Genomic DNA, 12,628 nt, shown 5'->3' with positions numbered 1-12,628 from the left:
GAAGATATTTCGGAGAAAAGCTATTCGACAGATTGATTATTGCTTCAATTTATCCTTACGTGCAAAATACCGAATAGACAGATAAAAGAATTTTCGTTTTTCTTTTTGGAAAGTATTAAATCGATAGCTTCGTCTATTTGTTTTTTTTCGGATTCTGTGAGGAGGCTATATTTTGTTTCTATAGGATTCATGATAAAAGTATTTCTTTTCTAATTTAAGGATTTCACTTTAAAATCAATATTTCTAGAGAATAATTCCCCTGAATTTTATTCATTTAGGATCGATTCCAACTTTTCCTTTTTCTTCAACCCCGCCACTTCTTCCAAAAATTTCTTTGTTTCTCTCAGCACCCCTTCCCAATCTTTGGAGGTAATACTTGAAGCAATGACATGGTCTCCCGATTCAGGAAAAGCGACTTTCACTTTATTGTTTTCCGGTGTCTTGACCTGACCGTACATTTCCTGCATTTTGGGGACGGAAACCACTTTGTCCTGCTCGTCTTCATTTTTGTAATAATATCCCAAAAACAAAGGCTGCTTGATTTCATTAAAAGTCTCGGGATTCATTTTACTCCTGATCAATATACCAAGGCTACGGTAACTGTTCAAATGGTATTCTCTAGACCAATATTTCTCTTTTTCTCCCTCTCTGTTGTTGATGATCGTTCCGTTTTCATATTGGAATTTCTCAGCCAGATAAGAAAGCCATGGTTTGAAAAATATTTCCAAAGCCTCCCCATATTCCCTTACTGCGGGACTATAAAGTACCAATGCCTTCATGTCAGGCCTTTCAGAAGCAAGCACCAAAGAAAGTGCCCCACCCATGGATGTCCCCACGATGATGACGGAATCTCCAAGACTCTTACCGACCATATAAGCCTCCCTTACCTCATCAACCAACTTTTGGGCAGTCAGATGTCTGAAACCGTCTGGCCGGCTGATACCATGTTCGGGAAGTCGGACAAGGTATAAATTGGCACCAAAATACGCTGCAAGTTCCCGGTGAACAGGATTCCCTTCCATATTGCTTGCCCCGAATCCATGGATATAGACGATGGAGTAGGGAGTTTTGCTTTTGTTGGCGCTGTCTGCCCAGACTATTCTTGCTTCATTGCCAGGTTTCAATCCAACCACTGTATCACTTTTGGCCTGGATAAAAGCCTGCAATTCGCCCATCCTTGTGGGTACTTCAGGGTAAGTTCCTGATAAGTCTTCTACTTTGGATTTGGGACCTAGGATATAGACGATTGCGAGGATCATCGTGAATCCTAATAAAAACTGTAATGCTTTTTTCATGGGCCGAGGTAGTTGAATACTTTATAAATCTATAACCTTGCTCTCATTTAACCAATCGCTTTATAGGAATTCAGATACATTTGGTATTGATTTTTACTTCCTGTGCAGGTTTGGGGTATTTTTGTTAATTTTGGCTAAGACCATTTCAATATGAAAAAAACTAACATGCTCTTTATTGCCTCCTTATTGGTTTCAATTTTTAATTCATGCCAATCTCCGGAGGTCACACCTTACCAAATCCCCAAAGAAGATGTCGAGCCCCACATCATCCAATTGGCCTCGGATGATTTTATGGGAAGATTACCATTTACCGAAGGGGAAACAAAAACTGTCCAATACCTAGCACAAGCATACCAAACACTCGGCATTGAACCAGGCAACGGAGAAAGTTACTTTCAAGATGTTCCTTTGGTATCTATATTGTCCCAACCGGCTCCTTCCATGACTGTCAAATCAAAAGACAATACCATAGAATTGAAGGGATTGGAGGATTATGTCATCTGGACCAAACGTACCGATTCTTTATTGACTATTAATGATGCTGATTTGGTTTTTGCAGGATACGGAATCGTCGCTCCGGAGTACGGATGGAATGATTATAAAAATATTGATGTCGAGGGAAAGATCGTCGTTTTACTAGTCAATGACCCTGGTTATGGAACTGAAGATGTTTCCTTTTTTCGTGGAAATACCATGACCTACTATGGGCGATGGACCTACAAAATGGAAGAAGCTGCAAAACAAGGCGCCTTGGGAACTTTGATCATCCACAATACTGGTCCTGCCGGATATGGCTTCAATGTCATCCAAAACAACTGGAATACTTCGAGACTTTCTTTGGATACGAGAAATAACCCGTCCTATCAGGCGATGTTTGAAGGTTGGATCACGCAACCGGTGGCAAGTCAGTTGTTTACTTTGGCGGGATTAAATGAAACTGAGCTTTTTGAAAAAGCTAGAAAATCTGATTTTCAGGCCATCCCGATGAACCTGACAGCAAGTACCTCCATGACTGTAGCGGCTAAATATGATGTGTCCAAAAATGTAATCGCCAAAATCACAGGAAGCAAATACCCCGACGAATATATCATCTATACTGCCCATTGGGACCATTTGGGCATCGGTGCGCCGGATGAAAAAGGGGACAGCATCTACAATGGCGCATGGGACAATGCAAGCGGAACCGCCGCGCTCCTAGGTATGGCGAAGGCATTTAAAGAAGATGCAAAACCAGAACGGTCGGTTGTGTTTTTGACGGTGACGGCCGAGGAACAGGGATTGTTAGGATCCGCCTATTATTCCCAAAACCCTGTTTATCCGAAGGAAAAGACGGTTGCCAATATCAACCTCGACGGAATGAATCCTTATGGAAAAATGAAAGACGTTGCTCTTATTGGTATGGGGCAATCAGAATTGGAGGATATACTCAATGTCGAATTAGAAAAGGTAGGAAGATACAGCAGTCCCGAATCTACTCCGTCCGCCGGATCTTATTACAGGTCTGACCATTTCAATTTTGCGAAAATAGGGATTCCTGCACTTTATATTGGTACAGGAATAGATCATGTTGAAAAAGGTAAAGAATATGGGAAGGAATTGGAATCAAAGTACAATACAGAAATTTACCACAAACCTGGAGACAATTATGACCCAACAAAGTGGGACTATGACGCCATGTTAGGCGATGTACAGGTTCTGTATGAAGTAGGTAAAAAATTATCGAACAGCACTGCTTGGCCCGGATGGAAGGAAGGCTCTGAGTTTAAAGCAGTGAGGGATTCCTACATGAAGAGATAAAAAAGAAGACCTGCTTTTTTGAAGCAGGTCTTCTTTTTGTTAGTAATACAAACTTTTTTTTAGTGTTTTAAACCATTTGTGAGAATTACACGTTTTCTGATTGTTCAACAAGGAAAAATGGAAAACATTCTCAAAAAAATACGAGTTGAAATCAATCCTGATATATTCCTAAAGGATCCTTTCAGCTCGGAACTCGGAAAAGACATTATCTTAAAGAGTGTCTTGATGATGCAGGAATTAGGGTTTGAGCAATTTACCTTCAAGAAACTTTCTGTGGGTATTGATTGCACAGAGTCTGCTATTTACCGTTATTTCGAAAACAAGCATAAGTTGCTATTGTTTTTGAATTCCTGGTATTGGGGGTATTTGGAGCAAAACTTTGTGTTTGGTACAGCCAACCTGACAGATCCTTACCAGAAACTGGAAATTGCGATCAGGATTTTGGTAAATGGACCTATTTTTACTCAAAACGATTTTATTGACCCTATTTCCTTGAGAAATTTGCTTACAGACCAAGCCAATAAAGCATTTATGACCAAAGAGGTGGATGAAGAATATAAAAAGGGTTTTTTCAACCATTTCAATAAATTGAGTGAAAGAATTGCCGACCTTATTTTGGAAATCAATCCGGAGTTTGAATTTCCTAAAACATTAGTGTCTACAGTAATGGAATCAAGCCTGATACAATCTTATTATTCCAAGCATTTGCCCGGACTGACCGAGCAAGTTCCCGGAGATAAAAGGAGGATTGATTTTTTCAATAACTTAGTCTTTAAAACCATCCAAAATGAAAATTGAATACGCAACCACCCCATTAAAGCGGTTTTTTAGTCTTCTCAAAGAAGAAAAGAAGGAGGTGTATTCCATCTACTTTTATTCCGTATTGAATGGTGCAGTTTCCTTGATTTATCCTTTGGGGATTCAGGCTATCGTCAATTTCGTATTGGGAGGGAGGGTCAGCACGGCATGGTTGATCATGGTTTTGGTAGTCGCATTGGGGATTTCATTTGGAGGGTTTCTTCAGATTTCCCAATTGTACTTGACAGAAAAACTGGAACAGCGGATTTTTACCAAAGTAGGATTTGGCTTTGCCTATAGGCTGCCAAGGCTCAAGATGGATGAACTCCATGGCAAATATCCCCCTGAGCTTGTCAACAGGTTTTTCGATGCTGTAAACCTACAAAAGGGCATGTCCAAGATCCTGATAGATTTTTCATTTTCGATGGTTCAGATCTTCTTCGGGATGATTCTATTGGCATTGTATAATGTGTTTTTCCTGATTTTCAGTTTGATTTTGATAGCCTTGGTGGTTTTGATTTTCTATTTCACCAGCCCAAAAGGGATGGAAACCAACCTGAAAGTCTCTACTCTCAAATACAAAACAGCCTATTGGTTGGAAGAAATCGGACGGACCATGGCCACTTTCAAATTGGCCGGTAATTCCAAACTTCCTTTTTACACAATTGATAAATTGTTGATGGCTTACGTCGAATTCCGTAACAAACACTTTGCTGTCTTGGTGTTTCAATACAAAGTGATGATTGCATTCAAAGCTTTGATTGTGACTACTTTATTGATCGTGGGAAGTTTGTTGTTGATTGACAACCAGATAAGTATCGGACAGTTTGTGGCTGCTGAGGTGATCATCATTTTGATTGTGAGTTCTGTTGAAAAGCTCATACTTTCTCTTGACGTCGTGTATGATACCTTGACCGCCGCCGAAAAAATCGGTCAGATCATGGACATGCCTATCGAAAGGCAGGAAGGAACAGAGAAGTCTCTGACTACAAACAATGAGAGCCTTCAGTTTCAGGTCAAAAACCTGAGCTACAAATCAAAAGACACCTCTTTCGAGATTATTGACAACCTGACTTTTGATCTGAATGCAGGGGAAAAAGTAATCCTGACAGGAAAGAGTGGAAGTGGCAAGAGTACTTTGATGTATCTTATATCAGGACTATTTACTGATTACAGAGGCAGGATTATTATCAATGGGCTTCCTATAGATACGATGAATCTTGATAGGCTCAGGAGTTATATCGGGGATAGTCTATCCCATCAGTCTATTTTCCATGGTTCAATTTATGAAAATGTGACCCTCAAAAAGGATGTAGATGATGCCCATGTCAAGGAAATACTAGGAATAGTCGGCCTTAAGGATTATATCTACAAACTTCCTGACGACTGGGACACCGAGCTGATGCCTGAAGGGCAGGGCCTCAGTAAGTCAATCACCAGCAAGATCGTGCTCGCAAGATGTTTGGTCAACAATCCAAAAGCGATTTTATTGGAAGATATGATTGCTCACTTTGATCCGGAAGAAAAACAAAGGATTGTCGAATACATACTTAAAGGTCCATGGACAGTGATGATGATTTCTGAGAATATCGAAACTATCAAGAGATTTCCTAGGGTTATTAAACTTGAACACGGCAAGCTGGTATTTGATGGAAGTACTGAGGAGTTTTTTAAATCCAATGACCTATAACCCGCAAAGCCATGTTAGGAATTTCTAAAAATAAAATTTCAGGAAATGTGTCTTTCGAGGATTTCAAGAGTCTTGAAATGACCATTCCAAAAGATGAGAGCAGGAAGAGAATCCAGATTCTCCTTTGGGCTTTGATCGGCACGTTTTTGTTTTTGTTTTTGCCTTGGACTCAAAACATTAGTTCCAAAGGGTTTGTAACAGCCTTGAGGCCTGACCAACGCCCACAGACGGTTCATTCTATCATTGCGGGTAGAATCGAAAAATGGTATGTGGCAGAAGGGGATTATGTCAAAAAAGGGGATACTGTGCTTTGGATATCAGAGATCAAGGATGATTATTTCGATCCGATGCTTTTGGAAAGGACGCAATTGCAAGTGGATGCCAAAACAATGTCTGCCAAATCTTATTCCGAGAAAGTAAGGTCGTTGGAAATCCAGATCCAGGCCCTAAAGGAAAACAATGTGCTTAGAAAAGAGCAGGCGGAAAACAGACTCAGGATGGCTGAACTCAATGTTATTTCCGATAGTATCAGGTTTCAACAATCAAAAGTGAATTTTAAAGTAGGAACAGACCAGCTCAAGCGTACTGACAAACTCTATCAGGAAGGTCTTAGATCTCTGACGGATTTTGAACAGAGAGAACTCCGATTTCAGGAAGTTCAGGCAGGGTTGGTTGCTGCAGAGAATAACTTGCTTAAAAGTAAAAACGCTTTGATTGCAGCCCAGATTGAGTTGAATGCCATTGATAATGACTTCAGGGATAAAATGGCCAAAGCATCCGCTGATATGTATGAGGCGATGTCCTCCCAATTTGACGCTGAGGGTACTGCAACCAAACTTGAAAACCAATACTCAAATTACGAAGTAAGGACAGGTTATCGACATATTTTGGCACCACAGGATGGTTATATCACAGAAGCTATACAGGTGGGTATCGGTGAGACCATCAAGGAAGGTGCAGAAATTATCAGTATCCTTCCCGGAAATGCACAGCTTGCAGTAGAAATGTTTGTGGATCCGGTAGATTTTCCGTTGATCAGATTGGGAAATAAAGTCAGGTTTATCTTTGACGGATGGCCGGCGATCGTATTCTCAGGGTGGCCTCAGATCACCAACGGCACTTTTGGAGGCGTGGTCCAAGCTATTGATAATTTTGCCGGACCTGATGGCAAGTACAGGATATTGGTAGTAGAGGACATTGAGGAAAAACCTTGGCCAGCACAATTGAGAATAGGATCGGGTGCAGATGGTATTGCTTTATTGAACGATGTACCACTTTGGTACGAAGTATGGCGACAGCTCAACGGTTTCCCTGCGGATTATTACACAGCAAGAGAAAAAGCTGAAAACAGAAAAAGCAAATAACCATGCGGAGGATTTTTCTATTGTTGACATTTGGACTTACAAATCTTGCCTTAGGTCAGGAAATGCTTTCCTATGACAATTACCTGACCTGGGTTAGGGGGTTTCATCCTGTGGCCAAGCAGGCTGATATCACAGTCGAGTTTGGAGAAATGGAACTCCGGGCTTCACGAGGAGGATTTGACCCTAGGCTTTATGGAGATTATGAAGCAAAGAGATTTAAAAACGCAAACTATTTTGACAAAAGGGAAGCCGGTCTTGTAATCCCAACCATGGCAGGGGTAGAATTGAAAGGAATGGTGGAATATAATTCCGGTACCTTGCTAAACCCGGAATTGGAAGTACCGGAGGATGGTTTGGCTGCATTGGGCGCCTCTGTCAATCTTGCGCAGGGTCTTTTGATAGACAAAAGGAGGGCAGCTTTAAGGCAGGCACAAGTCTACGTCGAATCCACCAAAGCTGAGAGGGTCCAGATTCTCAACGACCTTTTTATGGAATCCACAGAGGCATATTGGTCTTGGGCTGCCGATTATCAAAATGTAAAGATTTTGGAAGGAGGGGTAAAACTCGCCGAAGAACGGTTTGAGATGGTGAAGGAAAGTTATCTTCAGGGTGATTTTCCTGCCATTGATACGGTAGAAGCCTATACCCAAGTGATGGATAGGATTTACCGACTTCAGTCTGCCCAGATTCAATACTTCAAAGCTACCCAGTTTCTAAATACTTTCCTTTGGGATGAAAACAATGAACCCGTAGAGCTTTTGGAATCGGTTTATCCCGAAAATGTACTTGATCAATTACTCTTTGATTACAACAAAGAAACGATGCGGGAGTATATTTTCAGGCATCCTCAATTGCTTATGACTGATTATGACATTGAGTCTCTTCAGATCGATAGGAGGTACAAGTCAAATATGTTGCTTCCTGTATTGAAGGTAAATTATAATTTCTTGGTTGAAAAACTCAATGATTTTGAATTATCTCCTTTTTTGGAAAATAATTACAAAATTGGTGCAACGTTTTCCATGCCGTTGTTTTTGAGAGGAGAGAGGGGAAACCTAGGTTTGACAAAAGCCAAGATTAACTTCAAAACTTATGAAAGGGATCTGAAGCTATTGAAACTGACTACCAAACTGGAAAGTGAAATTTATAACTTTGAGACAGTCGAACAACAGCTTGGAATCTACACCAACAATGTAAATGGGCTTCAAAAACTTTTAAGGGGGGAAATGATGAGGTTTGAAATCGGCGAAAGTTCCCTTTTCCTTGTCAATGCACGTGAAGTCAGCCTTATCAGTGCCCAGACGACACTCAATGACCTTGCCGCCAAAAGAAAATCCGCTTATGCCAAAATGTTGAATGCGGCAGGTTTGGGATTTGATGAGTGAGGTAAAAGTCATTCAGTCCATAGACCATAGCAACCCCGTTTTAATTTTGAAATTAAAAGATAGAAAGAAAAATTTTCCTTGGATTTAAAAAGTATATCCCGCAAATCTTTGGATCTGCGGGATTTTTCTTTTCACTGCAACTGAATACTGCAACTGAATACTGCAATTGCAAACTGATTACTGACTGAATTCTGTGTCACTGAATACTGATCACTGACTAAAAACTGCCACTGAAAACTGATTACTGAAATCAACCAAGCTTCCAGCCTTCTCTATATTCTCTTTTCACAAATTGATTTGCCGGTTCAAAGTTGGTGACTTTCATATTCGGTCCATCCCAGACGAGTTTGATACCTCTTCCAGGATAGTCAAAGCCATTTCCACTTGCACGTGGAGTTCTGTAGTCATAGCTTCTGATAGCAAGATTTCCCATCAAAACTGATTCTGTCAATGGTCCGGCTACGGAGAAAGGAGAACTCAATTGCTTAAATTCCTGGCTTCCAAAACCCCCAATACATGCCTCTACCCAATTATTGTAATGACCTCGGTCACCGAGAGGAACCCTGTATTCTGATTGGGGAACATTGATTTCGGCCGTTTTTGAAGTGGGAAGTAATTGAGGATTCGCACCATAAGTACTGCACATCATTTTGCCTTTGGTTCCTTCGATGATGACACCGTTTCCGCCATCACCCATTATTTCGTTTGGTCCAAGTTCTTCGGGACGGGCCGGTTGGATCCCACCGTCCATCCAATGGAATTGAAGGTCACTTTTTCCTTCTCTTTTAAACCTAAGCGTGATATGTGAAGACGGAGGGCAACTTTCAGGAAAATGACCTCTTCTGAATTCGCCTACATACACTGATCCCACACTACACTCGGCTGACTCAGGATATCCTAATCCGAGCACCCGAAACGGTGGCTCCATGATATGGCATGCCATGTCTCCCAAAGCACCAGTCCCATAATCCCACCATCCTCTCCAATTGAATGGAATAAGGTTTCCAACGTAATCTTTGTAGGGAGCTGTTCCCAACCATAAGTCCCAATCCAAGTCGGCCGGAGGGGTCGCTCCTGCAGTTGGCCAAGGTATTCCTTGAGGCCAAACAGGCCTGTCGGTCCAGCAATATACCCTTGTGGCTTCTCCGATAAGTCCGGCATCGTACCATTCTACCATTTTTCGAACGCCATCACCTGAGGAACCCTGATTACCCATTTGGGTTACTACTTTGTATTTTTCCGCCGCTTCGGTTAGCATCCTAGCTTCATAGATGTCATGGGATAGCGGCTTTTGGACATAAACATGCTTGCCCAATTGCATGGCAGCCATCGCCTGAACAGCATGATTGTGGTCCGGTGTAGAAACTGTCACCGCATCAATATTTTTATGCTCCTTGTCAAGCATTACCCTGTAGTCTCTGTAGTATTTAGCTTTTGGATGGGCTTGCACACTGCCTTTTGCTCTGGTGTCGTCTACATCGCATAGGGAAATAAAATCAGCTTTGCCGCTATTGAAGACACCTCTCACATCGCCCGCACCCATTCCTCCGACACCGATTCCGGCTACCCTGAGCCTATCAGATGGGGCTACGAAACCCGGTCCGCCCAATACGTGTCTTGGTACAAAATAAAAGCCCGCCAAAGCTGTGGCTGAGGCTTTGACAAAATTTCTTCTGGAGTTATTCTCCTTTGGTAATTCTTCCTTTTTCATTCGGTTTATGGTTAATTTGATCAGATACAAGTTTTGAGAATTCAATTTATTAAAAATGAGCTTTGTAAGCTGAATATTTTTTTCATTTTAGAAAAAAGGAGAAATGAGTTGATAAATGGGGAAACGAAAGAATTTGCTAAATGGTAAAATCTTAGATAAAAAATTTAATTAAGTTTGTCTGGTCAAAAACCCGAAAACCCCTCCATATTCTATGAAAATTTCAAAAATCCTATCCTCAACGCTGCTCATTTTCTCTTTTGGATTAGGGATTATATCCTGTTCAGAGAAAGCCGTTCCGTTAAGCGAAAACCATATTATCCCAAAGCCCCTTTCAGTGACGGATGCAGGCGGTTCCTTTGCCCTAACAGGTGAAACCAAGTTGATTGCTGTGGGAAATGCCGCAGATATCAATCCTGTTATCGCGATTTTTCAAACTATGATAAAACCTTCTACAGGCTTTGATCTGCAGACAGCAGAATCCGGAGAGTCTAACGTGATTGTGTTTGAGCTTGAATCAGCTTCCCAAAAATCACCTGGAGAATATACCATCACTATCAATGAAACCAGCATCAAAATATCTGCTTCCAATGGCGAAGGGCTTTTCAATGGTGTTCAGACTTTGAGACAACTCATGCCCGCTTCGCTGGAGGGGACAGCATTGACTGTGGATAAAATCCAAATCGCCGCAGGGCAGATACAGGACAAACCGGAGTATGGATACAGGGGATTTATGTTGGACGTTGCGCGACATTTCTTTTCTGTGGAGGATGTCAAGCATGTCATTGACCTTGTGGCAAAATATAAAATCAATTATCTTCACTTGCACCTTTCGGATGACCAGGGTTGGAGAATTGAGATCAAATCTTGGCCATTGCTGACCCAGATTGGTGGTAAAACCGAAGTGGGAGGGGGAGAAGGAGGTTTTTATACCCAAGAGCAATACAAAGACATCGTCGCTTATGCCCAATCAAAATATATCACTGTGGTGCCTGAAATCGACATGCCTGGCCATACCAATTCTGCTTTGGCTGCCTACGGGCAATTGAATCCCGGTATCACTGTCCCTGAAAAAGGAGCGGTTCCATTTGACCGTACTGAGTTGGGAGTAGATGGAATGGCGACACCACTTTATACCGGGATCGAAGTTGGATTCAGTACTTTGGATACGGACAAAGACATCACATATCAATTTGTAGATGATGTCATCCGTGAATTGGTTGAGATGACTCCGGGTCCTTATATCCATATTGGTGGCGATGAATCTCTTGTAACTGAATTGGAAGATTATATTCCTTTTATGGAAAAAGCCCAAGCGATAGTTACCAAATACGGAAAAAAATCATTGGGTTGGGATGAAATTGCCCATGCCAAATTAGAGACTGGTACTGTAGCCCAATTTTGGGCGAAAGCAGAAAATGCGGTTTTGGCCATCAACCAAGGAAATCAGGTGTTGGTCTCTCCTGCTACCAAAACATACCTTGACATGCAGTATGATTCGACGACACAGCTTGGCTTGCATTGGGCAGCTTATATCGAGTTGGATGATGCCTACAATTGGGATCCAACCGAATTGGATTCAGCCGTCAAAAGAGAAAATATCTTGGGAGTGGAATCCCCCCTTTGGTCAGAAACCATTACCAACAGAGAAGAAATTGAATTTATGATGTTTCCGAGATTTGCAGCCATCGCAGAAGTGGCCTGGACCAAGAAAGAATTGAGAAACTGGGAGTCATTTTCAGAAAGATTGAAAAAACATACAGCCCGTTGGGATGCTATGGGACTGAATTATTACAAATCTCCTAGGTTGGTTTGGGAAGAGAAAAAGTGATCGGTCCACAGACCACAGTCCATACCTGTCCGCCGTGGCGGAGCTGCGACTATTGAACCTCACTCCGAGTTATATTTGGTTAGGGGCAAGAAATCAAACATACCCAAAAAGTAAAATATTGAAATCAGAAAATCCGGTAATCAATCAATGGTTTCCGGATTTTTTTATTAAGATGGCGTGAGAGTATCCAAACCCAAATTTTTCTCTAATTGATCAAAATCTCGGTCATTATGAAGAAGTTTAATTCCCTTCTCAATGCAAAAGGTGGCAATTACCATGTCAATAGTTTTTCTGATTGTAACCCCATTTTTCCTAAGTTTTCGATAGTTCAGTGCTGATTTGACTGCAAGTTCTTTGTTTGATAGATTGAAAAAAGGGAGTGATTCTAAAACCTCCTTAGCAATTCCAAAATCTTTTTCATTGGTGAATCCCTGCAAAACTTCGATAATAATTAAGTCACCAGTTATAATTTCTTGTTTTCCCAAGGTATTGTATAACAAGGAAACCTCAGGACTTTCTTTTCCATTAAAAAAGTCAATCCAAACAGAGGAATCAACCAATATCATTGATCTAGTCTCATTTTTTCAAGGTTACCTTCCCACTTTAACTTCCCTTTCAGCTGCTTGATTTTTTCTTGGTTTTTTAGAGATACCATGAGCTTTAATCCCGCTTCAACTGTTGCTTTTTTGGTTTTTAGTCCACTGACCCTCATAGCTTCATTCATAAGCTCCTCGTCTATTTCAATATTTGTCCTCATATA

Annotated in this window: 10 protein-coding genes; 6 read left to right on the top strand and 4 right to left on the bottom strand. The window is 41.3% G+C overall.

Translation table 11 applies throughout. The features are described 5' to 3' along the window. Positions 1 to 266 precede the first annotated feature (266 nt). Positions 267 to 1,295, bottom strand: coding sequence for an alpha/beta hydrolase (locus tag MMU05_RS22290; RefSeq protein WP_241143866.1), 1,029 nt, complete (start codon positions 1,293 to 1,295; stop codon positions 267 to 269). 150 nt (positions 1,296 to 1,445) lie between these two features. Here MMU05_RS22290 and MMU05_RS22285 point away from each other — a divergent pair, with 150 nt between their 5' ends. The 5 genes from MMU05_RS22285 (at position 1,446) to MMU05_RS22265 (ending at position 8,329) form a co-directional block, all read left to right on the top strand. Next, complete coding sequence (locus MMU05_RS22285) at positions 1,446 to 3,092, top strand: M28 family metallopeptidase (protein ID WP_241143865.1); 1,647 nt, start codon at positions 1,446 to 1,448, stop codon at positions 3,090 to 3,092. Between the two features lie 117 nt (positions 3,093 to 3,209). After that, complete coding sequence (locus MMU05_RS22280) at positions 3,210 to 3,890, top strand: TetR/AcrR family transcriptional regulator (protein WP_241143864.1); 681 nt, start codon at positions 3,210 to 3,212, stop codon at positions 3,888 to 3,890. Beyond that, on the top strand, positions 3,880 to 5,580 hold the full coding sequence (locus MMU05_RS22275; RefSeq protein ID WP_241143863.1) for a peptidase domain-containing ABC transporter: 1,701 nt from the start codon (positions 3,880 to 3,882) through the stop codon (positions 5,578 to 5,580). The genes MMU05_RS22280 and MMU05_RS22275 overlap by 11 nt, the downstream gene beginning before the upstream one ends. Positions 5,581 to 5,591: 11 nt before the next feature. Next, a complete protein-coding gene (locus MMU05_RS22270; protein ID WP_241143862.1) occupies positions 5,592 to 6,944 on the top strand; it encodes an HlyD family secretion protein in 1,353 nt (450 codons plus the stop codon). Between the two features lie 2 nt (positions 6,945 to 6,946). Then, a complete protein-coding gene (locus MMU05_RS22265) occupies positions 6,947 to 8,329 on the top strand; it encodes a TolC family protein (protein WP_241143861.1) in 1,383 nt (460 codons plus the stop codon). A gap of 250 nt (positions 8,330 to 8,579) precedes the next feature. On the opposite strand, the gene MMU05_RS22260 is transcribed toward MMU05_RS22265, so the two are convergent. Continuing rightward, positions 8,580 to 10,040: a Gfo/Idh/MocA family protein gene (locus MMU05_RS22260; protein WP_241143860.1), complete on the bottom strand. Its 1,461-nt coding sequence runs from the start codon at positions 10,038 to 10,040 to the stop codon at positions 8,580 to 8,582. Positions 10,041 to 10,251: 211 nt separating this feature from the next. Here MMU05_RS22260 and MMU05_RS22255 point away from each other — a divergent pair, with 211 nt between their 5' ends. Further along, complete coding sequence (locus MMU05_RS22255) at positions 10,252 to 11,868, top strand: beta-N-acetylhexosaminidase (protein ID WP_241143859.1); 1,617 nt, start codon at positions 10,252 to 10,254, stop codon at positions 11,866 to 11,868. Positions 11,869 to 12,035: 167 nt separating this feature from the next. Here MMU05_RS22255 and vapC read toward each other — a convergent pair whose 3' ends face one another. Next, positions 12,036 to 12,434, bottom strand: coding sequence for a type II toxin-antitoxin system VapC family toxin (vapC, locus tag MMU05_RS22250; protein WP_241143858.1), 399 nt, complete (start codon positions 12,432 to 12,434; stop codon positions 12,036 to 12,038). After that, a complete protein-coding gene (locus MMU05_RS22245) occupies positions 12,431 to 12,625 on the bottom strand; it encodes a type II toxin-antitoxin system VapB family antitoxin (protein WP_241143857.1) in 195 nt (64 codons plus the stop codon). The genes vapC and MMU05_RS22245 overlap by 4 nt, the downstream gene beginning before the upstream one ends. Between the last annotated feature and the right edge of the window lie 3 nt (positions 12,626 to 12,628).

The sequence above is a fragment of the Cognataquiflexum rubidum genome, from assembly GCF_022538115.1.
Lineage (GTDB): Bacteria > Bacteroidota > Bacteroidia > Cytophagales > Cyclobacteriaceae > Cognataquiflexum > Cognataquiflexum rubidum.
The sequence above is the reverse complement of the archived record's forward strand: the minus strand, read 5'-3'. Positions and strand labels throughout refer to the sequence as shown.